Source organism: Bacillus sp. GW823-FHT06A11, from assembly GCF_058795355.1.
The window spans coordinates 570,412-596,610 of record NZ_JBXAHS010000002.1 but is presented as its reverse complement, the minus strand read 5'-3'; the positions used below and the strand labels follow the sequence as shown (position 1 = coordinate 596,610).

The window sequence follows — 26,199 nt, the reverse complement described above, 5'->3', positions numbered from 1 at the left end:
TGTTACGCCCTTTTTTGTTTTGATGGAATCATTGTATGAATACGGTCTACAACAGCATCTGTCGTTAAACCAATTTCTTCTAATAATTTTGTTACACTTCCGTGCTCTATGAAGCGGTCTGGAATACCCATTCGTTCAACTAATGCACTATGGTAACCATTTTCAGATGCAAATTCAACTACTCCTGTTCCAAAACCACCGATTAAACAAGCTTCTTCAATCGTTAAAATCGGTATATTCTTCCCTAGAAGATCATGTAAATATGCTTCATCCATTGGTTTAATAAAGCGAGCATTCACTACTTTCACTGAAACCCCAGCTTTTTCAAGACGCTCAGCTGCTTCCATTGCCATTGGTATTGTCGTACCAAACGTTAAAATAGCTGCTTGTGTACCCTCTTTTAACGTCTCCCACGTACCGATTGGAATCGCCTTTAATTCTTCATCCATATGAACGCCAAGTCCATTACCACGAGCATAACGCAATGCGATTGGTCCATCTTCATATTGCATCGCCGTATAAACTAAATGTTGCCCTTCATTTTCATCTTTCGGCATCATAAGCACCATATTCGGCAAGTGACGTAAGAATGAGATATCAAATACGCCTTGATGCGTTTCACCATCTGCTCCTACTAATCCCGAGCGATCTATTCCGATGAAAACATTTAAATTTTGGCGGCATATATCATGAACAACTTGGTCATATGCTCTTTGTAAAAATGTCGAATAAATTGCTAAGAATGGCTTCATTCCTTGCGTTGCCATACCTGCTGCCATTGTTGTAGCGTGCTGTTCTGCAATACCTACATCAATCATACGATCTGGGAATTCTTTTTGGAATTTCTCAAGTTTTGATCCAACAGGCATTGCAGGTGTAATTGCTACGATACGCTCATCCGCTCTCGCCAGCTTAAGTACTGTTTCACTAACGACAGCACTCCATGCTGGTGCAACTTCTTTTGGCTTAACGAAGTCACCTGATTCAATTTTATAAGGTCCTGTTCCATGCCAAGTTCCAATAACGTCACTCTCAGCCGGTTTATAACCTTTTCCTTTTTTCGTAATAACGTGAACAAGTACTGGGCCTTTTGTTTTCTTTGCATATTGCAACGTTTCGAATAACTTTTCATAATCATGCCCATCGACTGGACCTAAATATGTAAAGCCTAACTCTTCGAAAAAGACACCAGATACTAGTAAATATTTAAGACTATCTTTTATTTTCTCTGCTGTCGCAGCCACTTTCCCGCCAACTGCTGGGATTTTCTTTAATATATACTCTAATTCATCTTTTACCCAGTGATATTTTCCTGCGGTACGTAAACGACCGAGTACATTATGAAGCGCACCAACGTTTGGTGCAATTGACATTTCATTATCATTCAAAATAACAATCATGTCTGTTTTTTCATGTCCAATATGGTTCAATGCCTCTAAGGCCATTCCACCTGTTAAAGCACCATCTCCAATAATTGGTATAACATATTCTTTCGTTTTCTTTAAATCACGTGCCAGAGCCATTCCCATTGCAGCCGATAACGAAGTCGAGCTATGACCAGTTTCCCATACATCATGCTCACTCTCGCAACGTTTCGGGAAACCACATAGACCTTGATATTGCCTTAATGTACCAAACTCTTTCGCGCGTCCAGTTAAAATTTTATGTACATAGGATTGATGTCCTACATCCCATAAAAATTTATCTTGCGGGCTATCAAATAATTTGTGCAGAGCAATTGTGAGTTCTACTACACCTAAATTAGGTGCAATATGTCCACCTGTTTGAGAGAGCTCTTCAATTAAAAACTTACGAATATCCTCACTCAATCCCTCTAGTTCACTGATAGACATATCTTTCAAAAAACTAGGGTTTTGAATTTGCGTTAGATCCACATGGATCACTCACTTTCATTTCATAATCTGTCAACATGTCAAATATTATAAAAAACATTTACACAAAACAAGAAATTCTCTTTTCTACTTTTCGTCTTGTCCCGCTATTAACCAGTCTATTGCGCCTTAATCCTATTATAAACCATATTTCTTTAGGCGATGAAAAAAATAGCCGCTAACACGAAGTGATAACGGCAATGTAATCTACATATATTTTTGCCAATAACAAGAAAAGAAAAACCTTTTCCTACATTTATATCATAAAATGATGAATGACTCAACAAATGAAAACGCTGTTATATTAGTTATTACGTTTTGCAATCAAATCGCAAATAGATAGTAAATATTCATCTTGTAATTGCAAGGAGCTAATTGCACCTTTTGCTTCTGCAATTGTTTCTTCTAAAATATCCTTTGCTCTATCTACAGTAAACAACGTCGTATATGTGCTCTTTTCATTAGAAAGATCGCTACCAATCGGTTTTCCAATCTCTTCTTCGGTGCCTTCGACATCTAAAATATCGTCTCGAATTTGGAAAGCTAGACCGATATATTTAGCAAACGTAAGCAACTTTTCTTCTTGCTCTTCTGTCGCATCAGAAAGTATCGCACCCGCAAGTACAGCAAATTCAAGCAGTTTTCCGGTCTTATGTTTATGGATGTACTCCAATTCATCAATCGTAAGGCGTTTCCCTTCAGCTTCCATATCTGCCACTTGTCCGCCAACCATTCCTTCTGGTCCTGCTGCTTTTGCAAGTTCAAGTACAAGTCTTACTTTTTTTTCTGCAGAAATTTCTTTTTGCTCATATGCCATAATAACTTGAAAAGCATACGTCAATAAGCCATCTCCTGCTAAAACTGCCATCGCTTCACCAAATACTTTGTGATTTGTGGGCTTTCCTCTTCTTAAATCATCATCATCCATACAAGGTAAATCGTCATGAACTAACGAATATGTATGAATCATTTCAAGAGCACAAGCTGCACCTACTCCAAGATTTCTTTCTTTCCCAAACGCTTGTAATGTTGCAAACAAAAGTAACGGGCGGAGACGTTTTCCACCCGCTTCTAAAGAATATGCCATCGCTTCACGAAGTACATTTGGACATTGTAATTCATTTGCATAGCTTACAAGTTTCTCTTCTACGAAAGTTTTACTTTCCTTCAAAAAAGTATCAAAAGCAATCGTCACTATGCTTCATCTCCTAAAGCAGTAAACGGTTCAAGCTCTCCATCTTCCCCAAGAATAACTGCCATTTGTTCTTGTACATTCTTCAACTTCTCATCACAAAGCTTAGATAATTCCATACCCTCTTTAAAATAAGAAATCGCTTCTTCTAAAGGTACGTCACCTTGTTCTAGCTTAGAAACAAGATGCTCAAGTTGCGAAATTGCCTCTTCAAAGCTTAATTTATTTTCCATTATTCAATTCACGCTCCTCTATGCCTGATACGCTACAATCTAGTATTCCATCTTGTAATTGAACTGAAACAGCATCTCCAAGGCTTACATCTTTCACACTTTTTAACACTTGCTTCTCTTCATCATATACAAGCCCGTACCCTCTCATCATTACTTTAAGCGGACTTAACGCTTCAAGTTTTTGAGCAGCTCTTACAAAGGCAAATTCTTTCGTTTGAAGTAACGTTTGCATTTCACGTTGTAATTGCTTTTGCAACGTTTCAACAGCTACCTTCGTTTGAATAATTTTTTGAGATGGGTGGTGCTTCTCTAAATAAAATGAAAGTTGCTTTAACTGATTCACCTTTTTATCAATATAGCGCTCTTTCGCTAAAACAAGCTGTTCTAGCGCTCTATCTAATTGCTCTTCCTTTTGCTCATATACTTGTCTTGGATAACGGAACGCATACGATTTTTGCAACACTTGTAGTTTTTCTTCTTTTTTATGTACTAACTCTTTCATTGCTCTTTGCAATCTCAGAGTTCTTTGTAATACCTTTTCTTGTAACTCTATAATATTAGGTGCTGCTAGCTCAGCTGCTGCAGTCGGTGTTGGCGCGCGTAAATCTGCAACAAAATCTGCGATTGTAAAATCCGTTTCATGGCCTACTGCCGAAATAATAGGAATTTCACTCTTAAAGATTGCTCTTGCAACCATTTCCTCATTGAAAGCCCATAATTCCTCAATAGAACCTCCACCACGACCAACGATTAGTACATCTATCTCTCCCATTTCATTCGCTGTACGAATCGCTTGTACAATCGAGGGAGCCGCTGACTCCCCTTGTACAAGTACCGGAAATACAATAACATTCCCAATTGGATAACGACGTTTAATCGTTGTTATAATATCACGAATCGCTGCTCCTGTTGGCGACGTAATCACACCTATTGTTTTAGCGTAAGGAGGAATTGCTTTTTTATAAACTTGAGAAAAAAGTCCTTCTTCTTCTAAGCGAACTTTTAACTGTTCGTACGCTAAATGTAAATTTCCGACTCCGTCAGGCTGCATGTCTTGAATATAAATTTGATAAGAACCACTCGCCTCGTAAACAGAGATTTTCCCTTTCACGAGTACCTTCATCCCATTTTCAGGTTTGAATTTAATATTACGATTATGACCCGCAAACATAACCGCTGCGATTCTTGCATTTTCATCTTTCAATGTAAAATACATGTGGCCACGGCTATGATTTTTAAAGTTGGAAATTTCACCTTTTAACCAAACAGACTGCAAATGCGGATCATATTCTATTTTTGTTTTTATATAGCGTGTTAACGCTGTAACGGTTAAATATTGCTTCTCCATTTCTCTCTCCTCATAGCCGACTCAAATTATTTACAAACGACACCTGCACGTTTGGCAGATTCAACAGTATTATGAAGAAGCATTGTGATTGTCATTGGACCAACACCCTTTGGCACAGGTGTAATGTAACCCGCAACATCTAACACGTTGTCAAAGTCAACATCACCACAAAGTTTTCCTGTTTCTAAACGGTTAACACCAACGTCAATTACAACCGCTCCTTCTTTAATATAATCCGCTGTTATCATTTTAGGTCGTCCAACAGCTACGATTAAAATATCAGCTAACTTCGATAACTCTTTCATATTTTGCGTCTTAGAATGACAATATGTGACAGTGGCATTTTCATTTAAAAACAATTGCCCCACTGGTTTACCGACAATATTACTTCTTCCAATTACTACTACATGTTTTCCAGAAATATCAAGATTTGTTTCTTTTACTAATTCTACAATACCATGCGGTGTACATGGAAGGAATGTATCTTGTCCCGTCATCATACGTCCCACGCTGATTGGGTGAAATCCGTCTACATCCTTTTCTGGTGAAATTCTTTCAATGATAGCTTTTTCTTCAATATGTTTTGGTAAAGGTAATTGCACCAATATGCCATTAATACGGTCATCGCCATTTAAGCGATCGATTTCAGCAAGCAAACGTTCCTCAGTAATTGTTTCAGGAAGTTCAATTAGCTCTGAGTAAATCCCTACTTGTTCACAGCCTTTTTCTTTTCCTTTCACATAAGAACGAGATGCTGGATCTTCTCCAACTAAAATAACTGCTAATCCTGGTACAATACCTTGCTCTTTCAACTTCACAACTTCTTCTGTTAATTGTGCTCGTTTTTTCTCCGCAACTTCATTTCCTTTGATGATTACTGCTACCATTTTAAGATTCCCCCTTAAAGAATTTACAGTGTATCTTTTATATTAGATAAAACGCCGTTAATAAAACGACGAGATTCCTCATCCCCAAATGTTTTAGCAATTTCAATTGCTTCGTTAATTGTTACGTTGTGTGGAATTTCTTCCATGTATTTCATTTCATACACAGCTACACGTAAAATACTGCGATCAACAATGCTAATACGCTCAAGCTTCCACTTTTTTAAGTTTTGACGAATCGCTTCATCGATTGCTTCTTTATTTTCTACAAAACCTACTACAAGTGACTCTAGAAACTCATTTGTTTCTTCGCCTTCATCTAGCGTGTTTTCCACTGCTACTTTCGGTTCTAATTCACCTGTAATATCCATTTGGTATAATGCTTGCATTGCTCTTTCTCTAGCCGTCCTACGTTTCATTGTAACTCTCCTTTATGCTTCAAGTCTTTCCTTATACTTTGTTATATTATTATAATTTATAAGCCGTCAATTCACTTACTCTTACAGTTTTCATTGATTTTCCAACCTTATAATACAATGATAATAACACAATTTATCGTTTCACACACGGGTTACAAGGCTGAAAAATAATAAAAAGATTAACTTCAAGTTCCATATCTTATCACAATGTACGTTTTTTGGAAAAACGACACATTTTCTTGTTTATTTCTTATTTTTTGAAATAGTATAATAATTAGAGGGTTGTAATTTGTGAAGAAATGAAACGATAAAAAAGATGCCTATGTTACTAGGCACCTTTTCATTCTTACACTGGTTCGATTTCTGTTTTTTGTGTTTCGAATGTTACGCCAACGATGTGAACATTCACTTCTTTTGGCTCAAGTCCTGTCATCGTAAAGAGTGCTTGGCGAATATTGTCTTGAATCTTTTGTGCAACAACTGGAATTGCTACACCAAAATACATTACAACATAAAGGTCAACGATAATATCTTCGTTTGCTAATTCAACCTTTACACCTTTACCATGATTTTTCTTACCTAACTTCTCAACAACATCTGTAGCAAAATTACCGCGCATTGCCGCTACACCTTCTACTTCAGCAGCTGCAATACCTGCAATTACTTCAATTACTTCTGGTGCAATTTCTACTTTACCAAGAGTTGTATCTTGACCCATATCTAACATATGTTCAGCCATGAAAAAAACCTCCTTTAATGTATCACTGCGTCACAAGTTCATGCTCTTCCAAAAATTTCGTATTAAACTCACCTTTTACAAAATCAGGATGATCTAGCAATTGCAAATGGAACGGGATTGTTGTATGTACGCCTTCAATGACAAATTCACTAAGTGCGCGCTTCATTTTTGCAATTGCCTCTTCACGTGTTTTTCCGTGAACAATTAATTTAGCAACCATCGAATCATAGAAAGGTGGGATTGAATATCCCGGATATACAGCTGAATCGACGCGAATACCAAATCCTCCTGGTGGTAAGTACATTTCTACTTTACCTGGAGATGGCATAAATTTTTTGGCAGGGTTTTCCGCATTAATTCGACATTCAATTGCCCAACCATTAAATTGTACTTCTTCTTGCTGTAACGATAACTTTTCTCCTGAAGCAACAAGAATTTGTTCTTTAATTAAGTCCATTCCCGTTACCATTTCAGTAACCGGATGCTCAACCTGAATTCTCGTATTCATCTCCATGAAATAAAAGGTTTTCGTTTTATATTCATAAATAAACTCAACCGTACCAGCACCTGTATAATCAACCGCTACCGCCGCTTTAACTGCCGCTTCACCCATCTGCTTGCGAATATCTTCATCAAGTGCAGGTGATGGACTTTCTTCTAATAGTTTTTGCAAACGGCGCTGAATTGTACAATCACGCTCTCCTAAATGAATGGCATTTCCGTGTGTATCTGCCATTATTTGAATCTCAACATGGCGGAAATCTTCAACGTACTTTTCTAAGTATACACCAGGGTTCCCAAAAGCGGTACTAGCTTCTTGCTGTGTAATTTGAATTCCTTTTATAAGCTCTTCTTCATGACGTGCAACACGAATACCTTTTCCGCCGCCACCTGCAGTCGCTTTAATAATAACTGGATATCCAATTTGATTAGCAAGCTCGATCGCTTCTTCGGTATTTTTAATAATCCCTTGTGAACCTGGTACAATCGGAACCCCTGCTTCTTTCATTGTATCACGAGCAACGTCTTTTGTGCCCATCTTTGAAATAGCTTCTGGACTTGGACCAATAAAAATCAAGTTACATTCACGGCATAACTCTGCGAAATCTGCATTCTCTGCTAAAAATCCGTATCCCGGATGAATAGCATCGCAGCCTGTTAACTTCGCAACGCTAATAATGTTCGTCAAATTTAAATAGCTTTCTTTCGAAATCGTTGGTCCTACACAATACGCCTCGTCTGCAATCTGTACGTGAAGTGACTCTTTATCTGCTTCTGAATAAATTGCAACTGTTTCAATATCCATTTCTTTACAAGCACGAATAATTCGTACAGCAATTTCCCCACGATTGGCTATTAATACTTTTTTTATCATCACAAAGACTCCCTTATTACGCTTTTACAAGAAATAGCGGTTGTCCATACTCAACAAGCTGTCCGTTATTAACAAGAATTTCAACAATTTCGCCCTCTACATCAGCATCAATTTCGTTAAATAACTTCATAGCCTCGACAATACATACGATAGAATCTTTCGATACTCTATCCCCAACACTTACATATGGAGGTGTATCAGGTGAAGAAGAAGAATAGAATGTACCTACCATCGGTGATGTGATTTTATGTAGGTTTTCATCTTGAACAGTTTTATTTTCTTCTTGTTTTGGCGCTTCTGCTTGCGCTGCTGCTACTGTCGTTTCAACTTCAACAGGCGCTACTGGTTGCATAGCTTGTTTTGCTGCAGGTGCTTGCACAGCAACAACTTCATTACCACGCTTTTTCATTTTGATTGTTGTACCGTCTTTTTTGTATTCAAATTCATCAATATTAGAGCTATCAATTAATTTAATTAATTCACGAACTTCTTGAATTTTAAACATGTAAAATCCACTCCCATACTCTTGTTTGTCCCGTTTTTACAGATTCTCGTCACGAAAACTAGATTGACTGTAAAAATACGATGTATTCTATTAGAAAATATATTTCATTAACTAATAGAAATATTTACTATTTCCATCTTACGATAAATTTTTTAAACATTCCAATTTATATTTCTTTATAATAAATCGAAACTCCTGTAAAAATATTATTCCAATAAAAATTTAATACCTAGTAATAATACCAAGTTTCACATGAAATTGGCAAGACCACTTCTTAAAAAACATTCACTACTTTAGCAAAACGTTACACAGCAAACATGCCATTCCCTCTCCACTCTTCACTACACCTATAGTCAATAACATATTTTTACCAAATATTATTTTTTTGTTTACACGCCGTTCATCATTCCTTCATATAAGAATAGTATGTTCAAAGTGTAGAAAATATATTGTGTCGAGGTGTGGAAATATGATATGGCTCATTCTCTTTTTACCTGCTGTAATCGTTTGGGCATGTGTTCTTTGCATCCACGTCAAATCCGGAAAAAGTAATCATCAGTACCATGAACCATTAATCTTTTACTCGCAACGTGTTTCTCCATTCCGAGTTGAACATAGTAAAAATAACTACAAAGACGAAATAGAAAAAAGCTATCGAAAATGATAGCTTTTTTCTATTCACACATTTACTTACATACTCTATTTTACTATTTGCATACCCTTTGCTTAGTAAAAGATAATAATCCGCAGGGAAATCCCTGCGGATTAAAGTTTCACCTATTTCGCTGGTGGATCAAATTTCACACCTACATCTTTTGATCCGCCTTCACTTCTTACAAGTTGAATAATTTTATTTGCTTCTTTCTGTGAATGTTTTGCCGCTTTAACCGTTACTCTAATGTCAGTACCATCAGCTCTTACAAGAGCATCTGGATATCCTCCTTGAGATTTAATTACTGTCTCAAGTAATTCTTGCTTCGTTTCCATTGTCGTAATGGCATCAAAATTTTCTTTTGCTTTATTCTTTTCTGTTGCTGAAGCTTTTGTTGAACTCATCACTTCTTGTAATTTTGCTTTTTGTTCACTACGCTGATCTTCCATTTGCATACGTAAAGCTGTGAAATTCTCATCACTTGATTGAACTGATACATTGCCCTCTTTTTTACTTGTCTCTTTTTTTGCATTTTCTTTTTTGTCTGTTTCTTTATTTGTTGTTTCCTTGCTTGTATTTTCTTTTTTCGGAGTTTCTTTAGGCGCTTCGTTTGTTACTGCTTTATCAGTACCTTGTTTTTCTTGTCCAATCTTTTCACCTGTTGCCGGCGATGCTGTATTCATTTTGTCAGGAGTTGTCACGTAATACACAGATAGTACAACAACTAAACTTAACATCGTTAATAACCAAACTGTTTGTTTTTTTAACACTTTATTTCCTCCCTATCAATTTTTCGGTGAAACTGAAACGCGATGGGCCGGTACATCTAGCAGCCTTATCACAGCTTCTTTTACCATTGCTTTAACTTGTATATTATCCACTCCCTTTGCTACGACAAGAACACCACGTACTTTCGGCTTCTCTGTTCGTAAAACAACAGGAGTTTCCTTATCCCCTTCACGTATAATGACAGTCTTTTCATCAAGAGACTCGTCCTCTACTTCTCTCTTACCGCCTGTTTTATCTGTTTCACCTGTTGTTTGTGAGCGTTTCACTGTATTTTTTTCTAAAATTTTTTCTTCAGATGAATCTAAATTCACTTTAATCGTTACGTCTTTTACTCCTGCTATTTCTTCTAAAGCAGTTTTTAATTCTTGTTCATACGCTTTTTCATATTTTTCTACATTTGACATACTATCATTACTTTTTTGTCCGAAAGTTGGTACGTCTTTTTCTTGATTTTGAGTTTTTTGTTCTTTAAATACAGGTACTTCTTCTTTTTTACTTGAAAAGAGACTACTAGAAAACATAAGCAAAATTCCAAGTATGAGTAGGACAAGTAAAAACTTAGGTGTTACCTTTTTACCCTTCTCGTTGCTTTCTTTTTGATCCCCATTCAATAAGTTTCGAAAAAATGAGAACTTCGAATTTTTATCTTTATTGTCCATTTACTCTACCTGTCCTCCCTTCCATTTGAACTTGGATTTGTTTACCCTCTAGTTGCCACCTGCTTGAAAAGAAATCTTTCATTTCTACATTCGTTTCTTCCACTTTTTTTGGAGGCTCTTTCGTGTTAATTTCAATTGGCTTTACTGTTTCGATTGCATCATTTTTACTACGTTCTTTTTCTTTCAACGTCACAACAACAGATTGAATATCTTTCGCTGACTTTACTTCTTCTGTATTTTCTGCTGCGACTATTTGTATTTCAGAGACAGTCATACCATACTTTTTCTCAAACTCTTTTCCTACTTCTTTTTTCATTTTGGTAGCCATCTCTTCTAAACTATATGCACGTGTTAGAGCTTGTATTTCTTTTTTCTTCGAATCTATTGAATTTTTTACAGATCCTTCTGCTACGTACTTTTCTTCATTAAAATTTGCAATTACTTCATTTACATCTGTCTGCAATAGTTTAAAAAGGGGCGTTAAAATTAATACGACTAACAAAAGACTTACAACGAATTTAACGTATTTTTGCAAATTCGAATTTGGAAGAATAAGATGAAGCATTGTTGCTAAGAGCAAAAAAACGATAATATTTCTGATCCACTCTGTAACAAATTGCATACTCTTCACCTCCTACCGCATCATAAGTGTAATATTCCCCGCAGCAATAATAATTGTAATACTTAAAAAGAACATAAATGATACGATAGCTAAGCAAGCAAATACGTAAATGATGCTTCGTCCAATAATGTCTAAACATTGAATAATTGCTCCGCCGCCAACCGGTTGCAATACTGCTGCTGCGAATTTATAAATAAATGCAATACAGAAAATTTGAATCGCTGGAAAAGCAACAATTAAGCATAAAATGACGAGCCCAATAATTCCGACTGTGTTTTTCAATAATCCTGATGCGCTAATAACAGTATCTGCCGCTTCTGTAAACATCCTTCCAACTACTGGAATGAAGTTTCCTGTTACAAATTTAGCAGTTTTCACAGCTATTCCATCAGCAACAGCTGTTGCTGTCCCTTGTACAGATAATACTCCTAAAAAAATTGTTAAAAAGACACCGATAATCCCTACGCTAACGTTTTGCAGAAGCTTGGATAATTTCGTCACTTTATATTGATCACTCATTGTACTTACAATACTTAATATCGTTGCCAGTAATAAAAGTGGTAGAACGATATAATTCATAAGAAGCCCACTCGTATTCATTAAGAAAATGATAACCGGATGAAAAAATGATACAGATACAACCCCGCCCCCAGTTGCTATAAGCGCCAGCAAAATTGGCAATAACGCTAATATGAAATCTACCATTGTTTGTATCGTTTCTCTTGCATATGTCATAACGACATAAAAACTATTTAAAGCAAAAATAATAAGTACCATATACACAACAGCATCAGCAATTTTACTTACGCTACTTTTTGAAAAAGCGGATTGCAGTGATTGCAACAATGCACTAAAGATTGTGAGCATAATAAGTGTGCCAAGCAGTTTTCCATTAGCAGCAAGCTCATGAAATAAATATTTTAATAACCCTATCATCCACTCTTTTAGAGAGAATTCTTTTTCTCCCTTTACAAACTCCATAAAGCTCCCTTTTTGACTCTCTGGCAAATAGCCACCATATTTTGTAACAAGCCCGTCCCAAAATTGCTTCACATCTTCAATTCCGAGCTTATCCAATTGTTGATCAACGACGTTTGTTTCTACAGGAGAAGCTTGTACAACAACCGGTAAAGAAAAGAAAAGGAAGCAAGCAAATAGCAGCTTAGCTCCAAACCTCCTCAACATTCACTCCCCCTTATCCCGTCGGTAAAAATCCGAGAATAGTTTCAATTACAACCGTCAAAATAGGAATCGCCATAACGAGAATTAAGATTTTCCCAGCAAGTTCAATTTTCGAAGCGATGGCACCTTGACCAGCATCTTTTGTAATTTGGGCTCCAAACTCAGCAATATAAGCAATTCCAATAATCTTTAGTAACGTTTCCACGTAGACGTTACTAACTTTCGCTTCACTTGCTACTCTCTCAATCATTTGTAAAATAGAATGAATTTGATCGATTAAAATAAGAAACATCACGCTACCTACGAACACAATAAATAAAGATGTAATACTAGATTTATGCTGATTCAAAACAGCAGCTAAAAACGTAGCAACGAGGCCTAATCCGACAATTTGTATAATTTCGATTCGAACCGCCTCCTTTACTGGAAGAGAAAGACACTTTTAATCTTGTCAAATAGCGTGTTAATTAAAAATGCAACATGAAATAAAATGACGACAAAACCGACAAGGATAACCCAATTTGCAATATCCTCCCGCTTTAATTCTTTTAGTACAGTATGAATGAAAGCTAAAACAATGCCGATTCCGGCGATTTGAAATATTAATCCAACATCAATGGACATCGCCTTTCTCCCCCCCTATAGCAGTAAAATTACAATAAGTAGCCCTGCTAGTACCCCTAAGCTCTTAATCATTTTTTCGTATTGCAGTTGTAGCGCTTTCGCTTCTCCTTCTTCTCTCTCCAAATGTGTAATACATAAGCGAATATGTTTTTGTTGTGATTCACGATCATGTTGCCCGAGCGTTTCACCAAATTGCTGCAGTATTTCATACTCAGTTTGTTGAAATGCGGTTAACTTCCAGTTCTCTTTCAAACTATCTATCCACGCTTCTCTTACTGTTTGTTCCCCGCTTTGTAATCTTCTGGCGAAACTTTGAAATATCCAATTTAATGGCTTTGGCATTTGTTTAACTAATCGCTCGGCAGCCTCAGATAAAGGTGTGTGTCCATACATAATTTCTGCTTCTAATGATTGAAGTGCTGATTTTAATAATCTAAGTTGCCTCGGCCTCTCACTATATCTTTTAGCGTATGAAAACCCGAAAAAGGTGCTGACCGCAACGATTAACACTGCACCGAATATTTTCACCATACGCCCTCAGCCTTTCTACTTGATAGCACTGGTTTTCCATATTTATCTTTCACCTGCATAACCGTTCCTGGACCCCTCGCTTTTGACAACTCCACAAACCTATCAAATATACCAAGCTCTAGCACTGCCTTTAGCGATGGACGTCTCACAACATCCTCATAGGAAAATCCGTGTGCACTTATAAAAAGCTGAACACCTGCATGCACTGCCTCCATAATTGCTTCACTATCTTCTTTACGGCCAATTTCATCTACGATCAAAATATCAGGACTCATAGAACGAATCATCATCATCATTCCTTCTGCCTTTGGACACGCGTCTAACACATCGACTCGGGTACCAAAATCATATTGCGGGATCCCTTTCACACAGCCAGCAATTTCTGACCGTTCATCAACGATCCCCACTTTACAAGAAGGAATTTCCGAGGCACTTACTCCTTGACTCATGCAACGAGCTACATCTCTTAAAAGTGTCGTTTTTCCCGTTTGCGGAGGGCCAATTACCATCGTGTTTAACCATCTTTTTTCATACAAATATGGCAAAAGCGGTTCAGCAATCCCTATTTTTTGACGAGCAATACGAATATTAAAGGAAGAGACATCACGAATCATTTTCACTGCGCTTTTTTCTGTAATGACTTTTCCCGCTAATCCGATTCTATGCCCCCCGCGAAGTGTCACATACCCACGTTTTAATTCCTCTTCCATCGTATAAATTGAGAATTGACTTAACTTATTCAGTAAGTAAATAGCATCCTCTGCAGTAGTGATATAGTCATAAAAAAACACCTTTCCGTGTGCAATACACTCTAGCGGTCTTCCAATTCGAACACGAATTTCCTCTAAAGCATCGTATTGCTTACATTCTTCAATTAAATACTTCATCGTTTTTGGTAAAACTTCTAATACCTCTTTCATCGGCTTCTCCCCACTATACTCGACTTACTATTTCAGTAATGCGATAAAAATACAGCAAATTCCAAGCGCTAGAAAAAAGAGCTTCAAGAAAGAAATTTCACTTGCTACACTCGCTATCCCAATTGTCATTGTTAAAATTAATACGGTAGGTCCAACAAACGCTAACATACCATTTATAAACAACGCTTTCTTCGCATCATTCACATAAAGCATAAGCAAAGCAGCAAATATCTCCGCACTACCTGAAAATAATCGAAGTGCTCCCATAACAAGCACGGATGTTTCCATTGCCGCTAGCCACTGTTTCATTCTTCCACCTTCTCCCGTAACAGTTACTAACTTCGTATTCTTAAAAAGAATATATTTGTACAACCATATGCAGAGGTTGTCTATTTCAGAAGTAAAAACATAATTTTTCTCTAAAGCCCGAATTATAATTTGAATATTCATATTATTTTATGGTATATTATGGTACATTTAGTTTAAAAGGGGTATAAACCATGCAGCACGTTACTTTATTACCACTCGATTTACGCTATACAAATGTGATTTTCGAGCTATCAAGTGATCCACATATAAAAAATGCATTAGGGATAACGGTAGAAAACATCGAAGACACAAAAGCATTTCTTCTTTTCGCAATAGAAGAAGAACATCAAAAGAAATCCTTATCGAGAATGATTGTGAATGAAGAGAATGAAATAATTGGCCTCACCACACTTAAACATATTAATGATGAGAAGAAGCAATCTCACATTGGTAGTTGGCTCGGCTATCCGTACTGGGGAAAAGGCTATAACGAGGCTGCAAAAAAAGAAATCTTTAAAATCGCCTTTTTAGACTTACAACTTTCCTACGTATTTGCTGGTGCTAAAACGAATAATACCCGCTCGTTAAAAGCACAAGAAAAACTACCTTATATTTCATTGCATGTGGAAAACAAGTTTCCAGACGAACACGCTGCACTAGAGAAAGAAGTAAAGTCAACTTGCTCTTTGCATGTCGTGTCACGTGAAAATTTTTTAAACTGGTTGAGATTACAGAATGAGGGGGAAAAATATGAAGAAATTGAAAATTAGTTTAACCGTTGTAGTAGAATTAGCTCTTATTTATCTTTTTTCCTTATTGGTCGGTTGGTCATTTATAGAGACATTTTTCCTTGGTAGTTTAGGGATATTCGGTACAATTTGGCTCATTGCTTTAAATATAAACCAAAATGCCAATATTGATCACACTATATATAAAACAGGTGAAGTAAAACCTTTTCGTATGACATGGAGCCCTTACACAGTAGGTGCTGCTAGTCTTACAGCTTTCAGTTTTATTGTAACAGCTATTTACTATATACCCTATTTCCTATAAAAAAAGCACTCGTGAATTATCACGAGTGCTTTTCTACTATGCACGAGAAACGTATTTACCTTCACCAGTGTTGATGATAAGCATTTCGCCTTCGTTAATGAAGATTGGTACTTGTACAACAAGACCAGTTTCTAATGTAGCTGGTTTTGTTACGTTAGAAGCAGTATCACCTTTAATACCAGGCTCTGTTTCTGTAACTTGTAATTCAACTGTGTTTGGAAGTTCAACACCAAGTACTTCGCCTTGGTAAGTCATGATTGCTACTTCCATGTTTTCTTTTAGGAATTTAAGCTCGCGCTCGATTTGGTTTTCACCAAGCTCGATTTGCTCATAAGTTCCGTTATCCATAAATACGTGAGCCTCACCACTTGCGTATAAGTATTGCATACGACGGTTTTCGATGTGTGCTTTTTCTACTTTCTCACCTGCACGGAATGTTTTCTCCTGAACAGATCCTGTGCGAATGTTACGTAGTTTAGAACGAACGAATGCAGCACCTTTACCTGGCTTTACGTGTTGGAAATCAAGTACTTGCCAAAGGGCATTGTCCACTGAAATTGTTAAACCTGTACGAAAATCGTTTACTGAAATCATGTAAAAAAATCCTCCTGTGTATTACAAAATAATAAGTTCTTTTGGTGATTTCGTAATTACTTCATTACCTTCACTTGTCACAATGATATCATCTTCAATACGTACGCCGCCAATACCTGGAATATAAATACCTGGTTCTACTGTTACAGCCATACCGGGTTCAAGTACTGTATCAGAACGGAACGCTAAACCTGGTGCTTCATGGATTTCAAGACCTATTCCATGACCAGTAGAGTGTCCAAAGTATTCACCATATCCTTTTTCCGTTATGTAATCACGCGTTAGCGCATCAGCCTCGCGACCTGTTAAACCAGCTTTAATACCGTTCACACCACGTAGTTGTGCTTCTAAAACGATATTATAAATTTCTTTTAATTTATCAGATGGTTCACCGACTGCAATCGTACGAGTAATATCAGAGCAATATCCTTTGTAATAAGCGCCGAAGTCTAATGTAACGAAATCTCCTGTTTCTATCACTTTTTCAGATGCCACGCCGTGCGGTAATGCCGAACGAAGACCTGAAGCAACGATAATATCAAACGAAGAAGATGTTGCTCCTTGTTTTCTCATGAAAAATTCAAGTTCATTTGACACTTCAATTTCAGATACTCCCGGGCGAATGAATGATAGAATATGCTCAAAGGCAGCATCTGCAATCTGTGCAGCTTCCTTTAATATCTTAATCTCTGAATCAGTCTTTATCAAGCGTAACTTTTCTACAAGTCCAGAAGTTGGGATAAATTCAGCATCAATCGCTTCCTTATGCGCTGAATAAGAACTATATGTAAGAGTATCTTGCTCAAAACCAAGCTTTTGAATTCCAAGCTCTTTCACTTGCTTTGCCACTTCATCAATGATTAATCCTGCGTGCTGTACAATCTCATATCCAACCGCTTGTTTACTTGCCTGCTCGACGTAACGGAAATCTGTAATAAATTGAGCACGATCTTTTGAAATAAGAACTACACCTGCTGTTCCTGTGAAGTTAGCCATATATCTACGACTATGTTCATTTGTTAACAAAATACCGTCAATGCCAGCCTCACCAAATGCACTTCGTAATCTTTCAATTTTCTCCATTACTTTATGCCTCCCTCAATTTCTCCATTAATGCAAATAACGCTAACTTATAGCCATAAAAACCAAATCCAACAATTTGTCCTGCACAAACAGCTGCCGTCACAGATTCGTGACGAAACGATTCACGCTGATGAATGTTAGAAATATGTACTTCAATAACAGGAATCGAAATGCTCGCAATGGCATCACGAATCGCATAGCTATAATGCGTAAATGCTCCCGGATTTAAAATGATCCCTTCATATATATCTTCCGCTTCATGAATAATGTCGATAATGGCACCTTCATGATTCGATTGGAAACATTCTAACTCCACTCCCATTGTTTCCGCTTCTTGCTTCATATCTGCTTCAAGTGTCGCTAGCGTGCCCTTTCCATATACATTTACCTCACGAACACCGAGGCGATTTAGGTTAGGCCCGTTTACGAGGAGTAACTTTTTCATATTCTTAAAACTCCTTAATATTAAATATCTATACAATATTTTAACATAGGAGTTACTTATTTGAATAGTTCGTCTTCTCTCGCCCTTCTTGTTCTACTTTATTGCTATTTACTGCGTAAGAAACAGAATATGCTATAAACACACCATACAATATAAAAATACATATTGTCGTTACAATTGTCTCTTTTGGTAAATGGAGCGCACTTTTAATAACAGGAGCCATTAAACCCATCCCCAAAAACAGTAATGCCCACCAAAATAATCCATAAATAATTCCCGCAATAATCCCCTCAAACTTCGCAAAAAATGCTTTATACAAAAAGGCAATCAAAATTGAAAGAAGTCCCATACAAACTATTCCTGACACATTCCCCCATACACCTTCTTTCCAACTTCCAAACGCAAATGGTAAAAGGAAATAATTCGGTCCCGCCTCCGTGAATGAAAATATATGAAGGAAATACCATATCCCGCCCCAAAAGATTCCACCAAACAAACCGATTTGTACAAAATTCCTTGTTCCTAATTGTTCTTGACTCACATCGACACCTCCGCTCAATAGTATGCCCGAAACTATTTTGAAGCATGTTTAAATCCTGCGAAATTTGTCTATAAAAAGAATAAGAAATGTCCGACTCTCATAACATTTTCCCTTGTCATCTACTTGTATTTGCCGATAAAATAAAGGAAACTCGGTGATTGTCTTATTTCAAAACGACAGAACCCAGTATGACAATTGCCTCTTTTTCTACATAAGAGAGAAACAAATACAGGTTGGTGTTAACATGGCAGAAGAGTCAAAACAAATATATGGCGGGCAAGCGGTCATTGAAGGAGTTATGTTTGGCGGTAGAGAATATACTGTTACAGCGGTTCGTCGTAAAGATAAATCGATTGAATTTTATCGATTACCACGCGTTCGTAATAAAGTATTATCTATCCTAAAAAAAATTCCATTTTTACGAGGTATTGCCGCTATTGTGGATGCAAGTGCGAATGGAGCAAAGCATTTAAACTTCGCTTCAGAACGATTTGACGTCCACCCAGAAGATGATGAACAAATTGCAAATAAAAAAGAAGAACAATCAAAATTAACGATGGTATTAGGAGTTGCAGCTGTTGGCGTTTTATCTTTCATATTCGGTAAAGTCATCTTCACAGCAGTTCCTGCACTATTAGCTGAATTAACGAGACCGATTTTCCCATCTCATACTGGGCAAATCATTGTCGAAAGTGTCATTAAGCTCATGCTATTATTGAGCTATATATACTTTATTTCTTTAACCCCACTTATTAAGCGGGTATTTCAGTATCACGGTGCAGAGCATAAGGTAATCAATGCTTATGAGAATAACCTTCCTCTGACTGTAGAAAACGTTCAAAAGCAAACTCGCCTCCATTATAGATGCGGCAGTAGCTTTATTATATTTACAGTCATTATTGGAATGTTCGTTTATTTCCTAGTCCCTACAGATCCTCTTTGGGCACGAGTTATAAACCGAATTTTATTAATTCCAGTTGTACTTGGTATTTCTTTTGAAGTATTGCAATTTACAAATCGATTAAGAGATATTCCCGTATTACGCGTACTTGGATATCCTGGGTTATGGCTACAACTATTAACAACGAAAGAACCAACAGATGACCAAGTGGAAGTAGCAATTGCATCGTTTGAAGAATTATTACGTTTAGAGAACAAACAATAATTATTTAAAAATGGTGTTCAACTCCTTTCCTCATCGTTAATATACTAATTTTAATATACGTTTTTAGGAGGTGTCCCTTATGAACGGTCGTTCGTTTACTTTCGCTATATTTGTGCTTATTATTGGATTGGCAATATTCGGCCTTGTTTCATCTGTTATTACAAATCCCATGGGTGTATTAAGAAATATCGGGTACATGTTACTTGTTGTCGGTATCTTTTACTTGCTATACAAGATGTTTACAAATTCCAGTGGTTCTGCAAATTCGCAAAGCTCATATAAGCGTGCGGCAAAACAATCGAACCGCAAACATGGGAAACAAAATGTAGCACCCCTAGGCAATTCTTTCCTTAAGTCAAATACTTCTAATGACAAAAGTAAAAAAGGGAATTCTTCCACTTTGAAACGAAAAAGAAAACAGTCTCATTTAACTGTCATTGAAGGCAAAAAAAGCAAAAAGAAAGACCGTGCTTCCTTTTAGGAAATACGGTCTTTTTTTATACTTTGAAGCACTTCTTTTAAACTTTTCTCTCTCATACTTTCAATTCGAAGATGATGATTTTCAAATAATAAATTCCGTGTCACATCATTAGGTACAACAACGCATGTTAATCCCGCTGCAACTGCTGCTCTCAATCCATTTAATGAATCTTCAAATACAACAGCTTCAGATGGCTTAATTCCTAATTCTTCTATTGCAACTCGATAAAGAGCTGGATCTGGTTTTACCTTCTCAACATCTTCTCTCGTTTTAATTACTTCAAAATATTCTCGAATCTGTAGCTCTTCTAAAAAATGAATAACCCATTCTCTAGACGAACTAGAAGCTAGTGCGATTTTTAATCCCATTTCTTTCGCTTCTTCTAAATATTCTTTTACCCCGTCACGAGCTTCTGGTATTTTCATTTTCTCTTTATGTAAAGTTGCCACTTTTTCTTTTAATACACTTTTGTTAAACTTCTCTTTTAATTGATCATTTAAATATGCAAAAAGCACCTCATCTGTTGTTCCAATGCATTTCGCAAATTCCTCTAAAGGTAGCTCTCCGCCGTATTCACGAACAGCATCTCTGAAAGAGTGAAACCATATCGTTTCTGTGTCCACAATTAATCCATCAAAATCAAAAATAATTGCTTTCATAATTCTCCCATCCTTTTCGAATTGAAATAAAAAAGGAAACGCCATCCGTTCCCCTTAATTACTTTTCTCTTCATTTGCTTTTTGAACACCACGAAGTGTTTCCACTCGAACCTCATCTTGTTCAAAGTATTGTACTAAATCACCGATACGGTCAATTGATTCCCAACTTAAATGATGTTCAATTCCTTCTACATCATTATAAATTTTACTTTCATCCACACCGATAATGCGCATAAACTGTTCTAACAATTCATGTCGATATACGAGACGTTCTCCGATTTTTTTACCTTTTGATGTTAATACAAGCCCTCTATATTTTTCATAAATTAGATATTCGTCTTTGTCTAATTTTTGTACCATTTTTGTTACAGAGGATGGATGTACACTAAGCGCTTCAGCAATATCAGATACACGGGCATAACCCTTTTCATCAATCAACAAATAAATTTGTTCAATATAATCTTCCATACTAGGGGTAGGCATCGGTTTCCTCCATCCAATTTCATTTTGCTTATTCCGTACGAAGCAATCAATAAAATGATACACCAGAAAGAATAACGTGACAAGGTGGAAACGAGCCTAAATCTACAAAAGTGAAAAGAACCTGTATTCAAATACAAGTTCCTTTCATGTAAAATATTGAATTTCTGCGTCAGGAAAAAAGTGATGAATATATCCTCGAATCGTTTCCTCCAATACTTCTGCATCATCTTTTTTATATACATATTTCCCAATTCCATATCGTCCCCATTTATACTTTCGCTTCTCTTCATCCATTTCAAGCTTCGTATTTGGATAACGCTCTTGAATAACCTTTTTCGCTGGTTTCGTAAAACGATGCTGAATCAATTCAAACGTTAAATTTGGTATCGACATATCTTTCAGCGCATTGTACAGTCGTTCAAATAATTCGCGGTATCCTTCTTCCCATCCCTCATGCATATAAAGTGGTGCAACTATAAAACCAAGTGGATAACCTGCACCTGCTACTTTACGAGCCGCCTCAATTCGCTCTTCAAACGGCGATGTCCCTGGTTCAAAATTTTTAATTACATATCGTGAATTTATACTAAACCTGAAACGAGTTTTCCCATTATGCTTTGCATCTAATAAATGATCAACATGCGAATATTTCGTAACGAAACGTAAACGCCCATATTCACTTTCTCCAATGAATTCAATCGCCCGCTTTAATGCATGTGTTAAATGATCAATCCCAACAATGTCTGATGTACACGCCGCTTCAAATCTTGTTATTTCAGGTGCCCTTTCATCCATATATTGCTTTGCCTTCTCAAATATTTCATCAAGATTGACATACACACGAACGTAAGGCTTACTCCCAAGTGTCGTTTGCAAATAGCAATAATGACAATGTCCCATACACCCTGTGGCGAGCGGAATTGCATATTCAACTGACGGTTTTGACGCATCAAACTTTAGCGTCTTCCTCACTCCAACGACAAGTGTAGCCTTTGCATTACGATACTTTTGCAAATCATTTTCTCCTGGTAAATTTCTAATTTGATTATGTGATGTCGTTTCACGAATCTCTAATCCCATCTTCGTAAACTTCTCATAAAGCTCTTTTCCAAGCGGATATTCAAGTGCCTTTGGTTCAAAGTAAACGAGTTTTGGCATAAATGGTTTCATGTGCTTCCCTCCCTCTCATTAGTATGGAAAACGTTGAAAAGTTAACACTCATTAAAGTTTTCCACTTCAGTAACTTGCGTTGCAAGTTACTGAATGTTATAATTTGGATAACGGCTACCTTGCAACGCAAGTTACCTGAGTAAAAGGTGGTGAAATCATGCACAGCCAAATGTTAAAAGGTGTACTAGAAGGTTGCATCCTATACATCATTTCACAAGAAGAAGTGTACGGATATGAACTGAGCACAAAATTAAATAAACACGGCTTTACATTCGTAAGCGAAGGAAGCATATATCCGTTATTGTTACGTATGCAAAAAGAAAAATTGATTGAAGGAACATTAAAAGCCTCCTCACTTGGTCCAAAGCGAAAATATTATCACGTAACGGATAAAGGATTAGGACAGCTTGAAAAATTTAAACAAAGCTGGGGAATGGTTTCTACTACGGTAAATAACTTATTACAGGGGGAGTGATGAGGATGAATGCCCAAGACATGGTTGAATTGAATAATAAAAAACGTGAGCTTCTAACTTCCGAAAACGAAGCTGCTTATGGCGATATGTTAGTATATCTTCGAATATCAAACGTACCTCAGCAACAAATGGAGGAACTTTTACTAGAAATATTAGATCATCTTATCGAAGCACAAGCAGAAAATAAAAGTGCTTACGACATTTTCGGTAATGATTTACAATCTTATTGCGATGAACTTATATCAGCTTTACCAACCCAAACAAAGTTAGAAAAAACTTCTTTAATTGGATTTTCTGTTAGCTTACTTCTTGCTATACAGTTTGGAATCGATGCAATTGTTTCATTTTTTATGTTTCTATTTGAAAAAAACAATACATTATCAAGTCCGCCTTTTAGCATCCTTGGAACTACTTTGTCTGTTTCAATAATTATACTAGGTATACTATTTATTTTATATTTGTTAAAGCGTTACTCCTTTGATCAGAAAATGAATTGGAAAAGAAGAATTCTATTTGGATTCGCATTTGCTACTCCATTTTGTTCCGCTGTATTCTTAAATATTTATTTCCAAAAGCAACCTTATCTCATTTATCATCTAACCTTTTGGCAAAATGCTTTAATTGCTATCTTATTTTTTATTTTATATAAATTACTATATAAAAAATCAAATTTTTAACAGCCCTTCAAAAGGCTGTTTTTTCTTCTGTCTAATTTTACAAATTGAAAAATTTCATAAAGAAAATAAGAAAAATGCAAAATAATTAAAGTTAATTGTTGACGTGATGCTTTTATTATCGGTATCATAAATCTTCGTGAGCAATTATTTTTCGTTATACGATTTTTTTATTATTACTGAATTTTTGAGAGGAGAAATTAGATGTCAGTTAAGAAGAAAACGCAAGTACGCACCGGCAAAATGGTACGTGAACTAATGTTAGCAGACGAAGATGTAAATGCTTCGCTAATTATGGTATATAGTGAAAACGGTGTAAACGCAGAAATTAAAATCGAGGGCTTAACGCCGAAATGTAACGAAGAATTATTTTTGAGCGGAAACGTGGATTGGAACAAAAGTGTTATTTATAAAATTGTTGATTTCACTGGAAACGCTGAAGTTGGTAAAGTTACATTAACAGCGATGAACAAAAACAATGTTTCTCTAGAAATTGAACGCGTTATGTGGAGTAAAGAAAATAAAGAAGCTGTCGAGCAAGAAGAAACACAGGTAGAAGCAGCACCGAAAAAAGAAGTAGTTGTAGAAGCTCCAAAAGCAATTACACCTGCTCCTAAGCCTGTTACGCGTGTGGAAACACCTGCTATGGCACCTAAGCCTACTCCGGTACCGACACCGAAGCCAGTAAGCGTAGAAGCGGCTGTAGAACTAACTACTCCAGCACCTGTGAAAAAAGTAGTCCCTACTCCAGTTACAAAGCAAGAGACAGCACCGGTTGCTCCTGCAAAACCGAAGCAGCCTGCTTTGACTGAAACAAATTCAAAACTACAAGAAAATTATGTTAAACTCGTGAAAAAGACAATTGAGGTTTGTCAAGATTACGAGCTTGGCATCGACATAGATGATTCTATTGAAAGCTTAAAAGAAGAACTACAAAGCCAAGGTATTAGCGTTACATTTGATAAAGAAATTATGGACGTTGTAAGTCGTCTTCGTTCTTTACAAGATAAAGGAATCAAAGTAGAAAAAGTACTTAATTTACTATAAAAAAATAAGAGATGGCAATTGCCATCTCTTATTTTTTATAATTCCACTCATTACTTTCATACTTTTCTTTCGCTAACGTTTGAACTTCATGTAACTGTTCTTCTGTTAATTCGTATGGAACAAGTTCTACATCCAATCCTTTTTCAAACCCAATTTCAAACGCTTTAATTAACTGTTCTATCGTAAATGTACGGTCTGTTAATTCATTAATTGCTACTGCTTTAGAAGAGAACATACTCTTCATACGTTCCTTCACACGTTCATTTGGGAATAAAAATAGATCATATAGTTCATCTAAATCAATTTCTAATGGAATCGATCCATGCTGTAAAATAACACCTTTTTGACGTGTTTGAGCACTACCAGCAATTTTTCTTCCTTCCACTACAATTTCATACCAAGATGGTGCATCAAAACATACACCTGAACGTGGATTTTTCAAATTTTCACGATCTGCTTCTGTTTTTGGAACTGCATAATATGCTTCTAACCCTAATGCCTTAAAACCATCTAATAAGCCTTGCGAAATAACACGATACGCTTCTGTAACTGTTTTTGGCATATTCGGATGATCTTCAGACACAATAACACTATACGTTAACTCTTTGTCATGTAGTACACCCCTGCCGCCTGTTTGACGACGAACGAATCCATATTTCTTTTCGTTAACTACATCCATATTAATATCTTTCTCAACACGTTGAAAATATCCAACTGTTAATGTTGGTACTTCCCATTCATAAAAACGAATTGTTGGTGGCATTTTCTTTTCACTTTGCCAACTTAACAAACATTCATCTAACGCCATATTGAATGCCGGTGAACATTGACCAGAGTTAATATAACACCATTTTTCTTTTCCCATCCTGCACCTCATATAACCAATTATTTTTCACATTCTCTAGTCTACCAAATTCGACAAAATTTGTGAAAGAATACGAAATTTCTTCTTATATGCAAATGAATCTGTTGCATAAATACATATGGGCATTATAATATTGAAAGTAGGATAAGAAAAAAGGGAGCGATAGAATCGTGTCAACAACTTGGATTATTTTATTAGCCGTAATCGTAGCATTTATCGGCTACACTGTATGGATGTACTTCTATCAGAAAAAATTAATTAAAACTCTTACAGAAGAAGAATTTCGCGCTGGCTACCGTAAAGCACAGCTTATCGATATTCGTGAAACAGACGAATATAACGCAGGGCACATTTTAGGTGCACGTAACATTCCGTTATCACAAATTCGCCTTCGCCATAAAGAACTTCGTCAAGATCAACCTGTTTACTTATATTGCCAAAGCGGATTCCGTACAGGTCGTGCAGCGCAATACTTAAAAAAACAAGGCTACAAAGATTTCTACCAATTACAAGGTGGATTTAAATCTTGGACAGGCAAAATTAAAAAGAAATAATAACATACAAAAAACTAGCTGAATAAATCGGCTAG

At 36.4% G+C, this 26,199-nt stretch carries 35 protein-coding genes; 9 read left to right on the top strand and 26 right to left on the bottom strand.

Annotation, left to right across the window (positions count from 1 at the left end):
* Positions 1-2: 2 nt before the first annotated feature.
* The 9 genes from dxs to accB all read right to left on the bottom strand — a co-directional run bounded on the left by dxs (position 3) and on the right by accB (position 8,587).
* Entirely contained in the window at positions 3-1,895 is a 1,893-nt protein-coding gene (dxs, locus tag AC1Q8L_RS11650; RefSeq protein WP_000366452.1) for a 1-deoxy-D-xylulose-5-phosphate synthase, read from the bottom strand.
* Positions 1,896-2,196: 301 nt separating this feature from the next.
* Positions 2,197-3,087 (bottom strand): (2E,6E)-farnesyl diphosphate synthase, encoded by an 891-nt coding sequence (gene ispA / locus AC1Q8L_RS11645; RefSeq protein ID WP_000150374.1) that lies wholly within the window; start codon positions 3,085-3,087, stop codon positions 2,197-2,199.
* Entirely contained in the window at positions 3,087-3,317 is a 231-nt protein-coding gene (xseB, locus tag AC1Q8L_RS11640) for an exodeoxyribonuclease VII small subunit (RefSeq protein WP_000428423.1), read from the bottom strand. Before xseB ends, ispA begins: the two co-directional genes overlap by 1 nt.
* Positions 3,307-4,665: an exodeoxyribonuclease VII large subunit gene (gene xseA, locus AC1Q8L_RS11635; RefSeq protein ID WP_000415244.1), complete on the bottom strand. Its 1,359-nt coding sequence runs from the start codon at positions 4,663-4,665 to the stop codon at positions 3,307-3,309. The genes xseB and xseA overlap by 11 nt, the downstream gene beginning before the upstream one ends.
* Before the next feature lie 26 nt (positions 4,666-4,691).
* A complete protein-coding gene (gene folD, locus AC1Q8L_RS11630) occupies positions 4,692-5,552 on the bottom strand; it encodes a bifunctional methylenetetrahydrofolate dehydrogenase/methenyltetrahydrofolate cyclohydrolase FolD (protein ID WP_000226732.1) in 861 nt (286 codons plus the stop codon).
* 23 nt (positions 5,553-5,575) lie between these two features.
* Positions 5,576-5,968, bottom strand: coding sequence for a N utilization substance protein NusB (gene nusB / locus AC1Q8L_RS11625; protein WP_000830247.1), 393 nt, complete (start codon positions 5,966-5,968; stop codon positions 5,576-5,578).
* Between the two features lie 346 nt (positions 5,969-6,314).
* Positions 6,315-6,707, bottom strand: coding sequence for an Asp23/Gls24 family envelope stress response protein (locus AC1Q8L_RS11620; protein WP_000807630.1), 393 nt, complete (start codon positions 6,705-6,707; stop codon positions 6,315-6,317).
* 22 nt (positions 6,708-6,729) lie between these two features.
* Positions 6,730-8,082 carry an acetyl-CoA carboxylase biotin carboxylase subunit gene (gene accC / locus AC1Q8L_RS11615; protein WP_000592870.1) on the bottom strand — a complete coding sequence of 451 codons (1,353 nt, stop codon included), beginning with the start codon at positions 8,080-8,082 and terminating at the stop codon, positions 6,730-6,732.
* A 16-nt stretch (positions 8,083-8,098) separates the two neighbouring features.
* Positions 8,099-8,587: an acetyl-CoA carboxylase biotin carboxyl carrier protein gene (gene accB / locus AC1Q8L_RS11610; protein ID WP_000472864.1), complete on the bottom strand. Its 489-nt coding sequence runs from the start codon at positions 8,585-8,587 to the stop codon at positions 8,099-8,101.
* A 469-nt stretch (positions 8,588-9,056) separates the two neighbouring features.
* On the opposite strand from accB, the gene AC1Q8L_RS11605 reads away from it, so the two are divergent.
* Positions 9,057-9,251 (top strand): hypothetical protein, encoded by a 195-nt coding sequence (locus AC1Q8L_RS11605; protein WP_002000935.1) that lies wholly within the window; start codon positions 9,057-9,059, stop codon positions 9,249-9,251.
* A 113-nt stretch (positions 9,252-9,364) separates the two neighbouring features.
* On the opposite strand, the gene AC1Q8L_RS11600 is transcribed toward AC1Q8L_RS11605, so the two are convergent.
* From AC1Q8L_RS11600 to AC1Q8L_RS11560, 9 genes are read right to left on the bottom strand one after another with little or no spacing between them, the layout of a single operon-like run.
* A complete protein-coding gene (locus AC1Q8L_RS11600; RefSeq protein ID WP_000914710.1) occupies positions 9,365-10,009 on the bottom strand; it encodes a SpoIIIAH-like family protein in 645 nt (214 codons plus the stop codon).
* Between the two features lie 15 nt (positions 10,010-10,024).
* Entirely contained in the window at positions 10,025-10,687 is a 663-nt protein-coding gene (gene spoIIIAG / locus AC1Q8L_RS11595; protein WP_000368890.1) for a stage III sporulation protein AG, read from the bottom strand.
* The gene (gene spoIIIAF, locus AC1Q8L_RS11590) at positions 10,677-11,309 is read right to left on the bottom strand and encodes a stage III sporulation protein AF (protein WP_001161037.1); all 633 of its coding nucleotides are present in this window, start codon (positions 11,307-11,309) and stop codon (positions 10,677-10,679) included. Before spoIIIAF ends, spoIIIAG begins: the two co-directional genes overlap by 11 nt.
* 12 nt (positions 11,310-11,321) lie before the next feature.
* Positions 11,322-12,494 (bottom strand): stage III sporulation protein AE, encoded by a 1,173-nt coding sequence (gene spoIIIAE / locus AC1Q8L_RS11585; protein ID WP_000946113.1) that lies wholly within the window; start codon positions 12,492-12,494, stop codon positions 11,322-11,324.
* 10 nt (positions 12,495-12,504) lie between these two features.
* The gene (spoIIIAD, locus tag AC1Q8L_RS11580; RefSeq protein ID WP_077393170.1) at positions 12,505-12,888 is read right to left on the bottom strand and encodes a stage III sporulation protein AD; all 384 of its coding nucleotides are present in this window, start codon (positions 12,886-12,888) and stop codon (positions 12,505-12,507) included.
* A gap of 23 nt (positions 12,889-12,911) precedes the next feature.
* Complete coding sequence (spoIIIAC, locus tag AC1Q8L_RS11575) at positions 12,912-13,115, bottom strand: stage III sporulation protein AC (RefSeq protein WP_000020914.1); 204 nt, start codon at positions 13,113-13,115, stop codon at positions 12,912-12,914.
* 15 nt (positions 13,116-13,130) lie between these two features.
* On the bottom strand, positions 13,131-13,646 hold the full coding sequence (gene spoIIIAB / locus AC1Q8L_RS11570) for a stage III sporulation protein SpoIIIAB (RefSeq protein WP_000238703.1): 516 nt from the start codon (positions 13,644-13,646) through the stop codon (positions 13,131-13,133).
* Positions 13,640-14,566, bottom strand: a complete 927-nt coding sequence (spoIIIAA, locus tag AC1Q8L_RS11565; RefSeq protein WP_000665907.1) for a stage III sporulation protein AA — start codon at positions 14,564-14,566, stop codon at positions 13,640-13,642. The genes spoIIIAB and spoIIIAA overlap by 7 nt, the downstream gene beginning before the upstream one ends.
* Positions 14,567-14,593: 27 nt before the next feature.
* Positions 14,594-14,875: a YqhV family protein gene (locus AC1Q8L_RS11560; protein WP_000816050.1), complete on the bottom strand. Its 282-nt coding sequence runs from the start codon at positions 14,873-14,875 to the stop codon at positions 14,594-14,596.
* A gap of 191 nt (positions 14,876-15,066) precedes the next feature.
* On the opposite strand from AC1Q8L_RS11560, the gene AC1Q8L_RS11555 reads away from it, so the two are divergent.
* Both AC1Q8L_RS11555 and AC1Q8L_RS11550 read left to right on the top strand, forming a co-directional pair.
* On the top strand, positions 15,067-15,645 hold the full coding sequence (locus tag AC1Q8L_RS11555; protein ID WP_016512323.1) for a GNAT family N-acetyltransferase: 579 nt from the start codon (positions 15,067-15,069) through the stop codon (positions 15,643-15,645).
* Entirely contained in the window at positions 15,626-15,928 is a 303-nt protein-coding gene (locus AC1Q8L_RS11550) for a hypothetical protein (protein WP_016512322.1), read from the top strand. The genes AC1Q8L_RS11555 and AC1Q8L_RS11550 overlap by 20 nt, the downstream gene beginning before the upstream one ends.
* A gap of 36 nt (positions 15,929-15,964) precedes the next feature.
* On the opposite strand, the gene efp is transcribed toward AC1Q8L_RS11550, so the two are convergent.
* Genes efp through AC1Q8L_RS11530 form a run of 4 tightly spaced genes read right to left on the bottom strand, consistent with a single transcriptional unit; the run spans position 15,965 to position 18,591 of the window.
* Positions 15,965-16,522, bottom strand: a complete 558-nt coding sequence (gene efp, locus AC1Q8L_RS11545; RefSeq protein ID WP_016512321.1) for an elongation factor P — start codon at positions 16,520-16,522, stop codon at positions 15,965-15,967.
* A gap of 21 nt (positions 16,523-16,543) precedes the next feature.
* Entirely contained in the window at positions 16,544-17,605 is a 1,062-nt protein-coding gene (gene pepQ / locus AC1Q8L_RS11540; protein ID WP_000411057.1) for a Xaa-Pro dipeptidase, read from the bottom strand.
* 4 nt (positions 17,606-17,609) lie between these two features.
* Positions 17,610-18,050, bottom strand: coding sequence for a type II 3-dehydroquinate dehydratase (gene aroQ / locus AC1Q8L_RS11535; RefSeq protein WP_000735140.1), 441 nt, complete (start codon positions 18,048-18,050; stop codon positions 17,610-17,612).
* A gap of 52 nt (positions 18,051-18,102) precedes the next feature.
* Positions 18,103-18,591: a YqhR family membrane protein gene (locus tag AC1Q8L_RS11530; protein WP_000076886.1), complete on the bottom strand. Its 489-nt coding sequence runs from the start codon at positions 18,589-18,591 to the stop codon at positions 18,103-18,105.
* 244 nt (positions 18,592-18,835) lie between these two features.
* On the opposite strand from AC1Q8L_RS11530, the gene AC1Q8L_RS11525 reads away from it, so the two are divergent.
* Together AC1Q8L_RS11525 and AC1Q8L_RS11520 are read left to right on the top strand one after the other, a co-directional pair.
* Complete coding sequence (locus AC1Q8L_RS11525; protein ID WP_000807120.1) at positions 18,836-19,756, top strand: DUF1385 domain-containing protein; 921 nt, start codon at positions 18,836-18,838, stop codon at positions 19,754-19,756.
* Positions 19,757-19,835: 79 nt separating this feature from the next.
* Positions 19,836-20,237: an SA1362 family protein gene (locus tag AC1Q8L_RS11520; RefSeq protein ID WP_001014464.1), complete on the top strand. Its 402-nt coding sequence runs from the start codon at positions 19,836-19,838 to the stop codon at positions 20,235-20,237.
* Here the strand turns inward: AC1Q8L_RS11520 and AC1Q8L_RS11515 are convergent.
* From AC1Q8L_RS11515 to splB, 3 genes are all read right to left on the bottom strand, one after another.
* Positions 20,234-20,896 (bottom strand): HAD family hydrolase, encoded by a 663-nt coding sequence (locus AC1Q8L_RS11515; protein ID WP_033657528.1) that lies wholly within the window; start codon positions 20,894-20,896, stop codon positions 20,234-20,236. The genes AC1Q8L_RS11520 and AC1Q8L_RS11515 overlap by 4 nt on opposite strands.
* Before the next feature lie 54 nt (positions 20,897-20,950).
* The gene (mntR, locus tag AC1Q8L_RS11510) at positions 20,951-21,379 is read right to left on the bottom strand and encodes a transcriptional regulator MntR (protein WP_001143080.1); all 429 of its coding nucleotides are present in this window, start codon (positions 21,377-21,379) and stop codon (positions 20,951-20,953) included.
* 144 nt (positions 21,380-21,523) lie between these two features.
* The gene (gene splB, locus AC1Q8L_RS11505) at positions 21,524-22,549 is read right to left on the bottom strand and encodes a spore photoproduct lyase (RefSeq protein ID WP_098311704.1); all 1,026 of its coding nucleotides are present in this window, start codon (positions 22,547-22,549) and stop codon (positions 21,524-21,526) included.
* 157 nt (positions 22,550-22,706) lie between these two features.
* Between splB and AC1Q8L_RS11500 the strand changes: the two genes are divergently transcribed.
* From AC1Q8L_RS11500 to AC1Q8L_RS11490, 3 genes are all read left to right on the top strand, one after another.
* A complete protein-coding gene (locus tag AC1Q8L_RS11500; protein ID WP_000556086.1) occupies positions 22,707-23,024 on the top strand; it encodes a PadR family transcriptional regulator in 318 nt (105 codons plus the stop codon).
* Positions 23,025-23,029: 5 nt separating this feature from the next.
* Positions 23,030-23,701 carry a DUF1129 family protein gene (locus tag AC1Q8L_RS11495; protein ID WP_000993596.1) on the top strand — a complete coding sequence of 224 codons (672 nt, stop codon included), beginning with the start codon at positions 23,030-23,032 and terminating at the stop codon, positions 23,699-23,701.
* Between the two features lie 201 nt (positions 23,702-23,902).
* Positions 23,903-24,745, top strand: coding sequence for a hypothetical protein (locus AC1Q8L_RS11490; RefSeq protein WP_000111924.1), 843 nt, complete (start codon positions 23,903-23,905; stop codon positions 24,743-24,745).
* A 28-nt stretch (positions 24,746-24,773) separates the two neighbouring features.
* On the opposite strand, the gene AC1Q8L_RS11485 is transcribed toward AC1Q8L_RS11490, so the two are convergent.
* Positions 24,774-25,610, bottom strand: a complete 837-nt coding sequence (locus tag AC1Q8L_RS11485; protein ID WP_000514092.1) for a lipoate--protein ligase family protein — start codon at positions 25,608-25,610, stop codon at positions 24,774-24,776.
* A 170-nt stretch (positions 25,611-25,780) separates the two neighbouring features.
* Between AC1Q8L_RS11485 and AC1Q8L_RS11480 the strand changes: the two genes are divergently transcribed.
* Positions 25,781-26,164 (top strand): rhodanese-like domain-containing protein, encoded by a 384-nt coding sequence (locus AC1Q8L_RS11480; RefSeq protein ID WP_000108654.1) that lies wholly within the window; start codon positions 25,781-25,783, stop codon positions 26,162-26,164.
* Positions 26,165-26,199 lie beyond the last annotated feature (35 nt).

Bases quoted from the DNA above. Each gene is read 5' to 3' on its own strand.
- xseB (WP_000428423.1), bottom strand. From the start codon at position 3,317: ATGGAAAATAAATTAAGCTTTGAAGAGGCAATTTCGCAACTTGAGCAT.
- xseA (WP_000415244.1), bottom strand. From the start codon at position 4,665: ATGGAGAAGCAATATTTAACCGTTACAGCGTTAACACGCTATATAAAA.
- folD (WP_000226732.1), bottom strand. From the start codon at position 5,552: ATGGTAGCAGTAATCATCAAAGGAAATGAAGTTGCGGAGAAAAAACGA.
- nusB (WP_000830247.1), bottom strand. From the start codon at position 5,968: ATGAAACGTAGGACGGCTAGAGAAAGAGCAATGCAAGCATTATACCAA.
- AC1Q8L_RS11620 (WP_000807630.1), bottom strand. From the start codon at position 6,707: ATGGCTGAACATATGTTAGATATGGGTCAAGATACAACTCTTGGTAAA.
- accC (WP_000592870.1), bottom strand. From the start codon at position 8,082: ATGATAAAAAAAGTATTAATAGCCAATCGTGGGGAAATTGCTGTACGA.
- accB (WP_000472864.1), bottom strand. From the start codon at position 8,587: ATGTTTAAAATTCAAGAAGTTCGTGAATTAATTAAATTAATTGATAGC.
- AC1Q8L_RS11605 (WP_002000935.1), top strand. From the start codon at position 9,057: ATGATATGGCTCATTCTCTTTTTACCTGCTGTAATCGTTTGGGCATGT.
- spoIIIAG (WP_000368890.1), bottom strand. From the start codon at position 10,687: ATGGACAATAAAGATAAAAATTCGAAGTTCTCATTTTTTCGAAACTTA.
- spoIIIAF (WP_001161037.1), bottom strand. From the start codon at position 11,309: ATGCAATTTGTTACAGAGTGGATCAGAAATATTATCGTTTTTTTGCTC.
- spoIIIAE (WP_000946113.1), bottom strand. From the start codon at position 12,494: ATGTTGAGGAGGTTTGGAGCTAAGCTGCTATTTGCTTGCTTCCTTTTC.
- spoIIIAC (WP_000020914.1), bottom strand. From the start codon at position 13,115: ATGTCCATTGATGTTGGATTAATATTTCAAATCGCCGGAATCGGCATT.
- spoIIIAB (WP_000238703.1), bottom strand. From the start codon at position 13,646: ATGGTGAAAATATTCGGTGCAGTGTTAATCGTTGCGGTCAGCACCTTT.
- spoIIIAA (WP_000665907.1), bottom strand. From the start codon at position 14,566: ATGAAAGAGGTATTAGAAGTTTTACCAAAAACGATGAAGTATTTAATT.
- AC1Q8L_RS11560 (WP_000816050.1), bottom strand. From the start codon at position 14,875: ATGAAACAGTGGCTAGCGGCAATGGAAACATCCGTGCTTGTTATGGGA.
- AC1Q8L_RS11555 (WP_016512323.1), top strand. From the start codon at position 15,067: ATGCAGCACGTTACTTTATTACCACTCGATTTACGCTATACAAATGTG.
- AC1Q8L_RS11550 (WP_016512322.1), top strand. From the start codon at position 15,626: ATGAAGAAATTGAAAATTAGTTTAACCGTTGTAGTAGAATTAGCTCTT.
- efp (WP_016512321.1), bottom strand. From the start codon at position 16,522: ATGATTTCAGTAAACGATTTTCGTACAGGTTTAACAATTTCAGTGGAC.
- pepQ (WP_000411057.1), bottom strand. From the start codon at position 17,605: ATGGAGAAAATTGAAAGATTACGAAGTGCATTTGGTGAGGCTGGCATT.
- aroQ (WP_000735140.1), bottom strand. From the start codon at position 18,050: ATGAAAAAGTTACTCCTCGTAAACGGGCCTAACCTAAATCGCCTCGGT.
- AC1Q8L_RS11525 (WP_000807120.1), top strand. From the start codon at position 18,836: ATGGCAGAAGAGTCAAAACAAATATATGGCGGGCAAGCGGTCATTGAA.
- AC1Q8L_RS11520 (WP_001014464.1), top strand. From the start codon at position 19,836: ATGAACGGTCGTTCGTTTACTTTCGCTATATTTGTGCTTATTATTGGA.
- AC1Q8L_RS11515 (WP_033657528.1), bottom strand. From the start codon at position 20,896: ATGAAAGCAATTATTTTTGATTTTGATGGATTAATTGTGGACACAGAA.
- mntR (WP_001143080.1), bottom strand. From the start codon at position 21,379: ATGCCTACCCCTAGTATGGAAGATTATATTGAACAAATTTATTTGTTG.
- splB (WP_098311704.1), bottom strand. From the start codon at position 22,549: ATGAAACCATTTATGCCAAAACTCGTTTACTTTGAACCAAAGGCACTT.
- AC1Q8L_RS11500 (WP_000556086.1), top strand. From the start codon at position 22,707: ATGCACAGCCAAATGTTAAAAGGTGTACTAGAAGGTTGCATCCTATAC.
- AC1Q8L_RS11495 (WP_000993596.1), top strand. From the start codon at position 23,030: ATGAATGCCCAAGACATGGTTGAATTGAATAATAAAAAACGTGAGCTT.
- AC1Q8L_RS11490 (WP_000111924.1), top strand. From the start codon at position 23,903: ATGTCAGTTAAGAAGAAAACGCAAGTACGCACCGGCAAAATGGTACGT.
- AC1Q8L_RS11485 (WP_000514092.1), bottom strand. From the start codon at position 25,610: ATGGGAAAAGAAAAATGGTGTTATATTAACTCTGGTCAATGTTCACCG.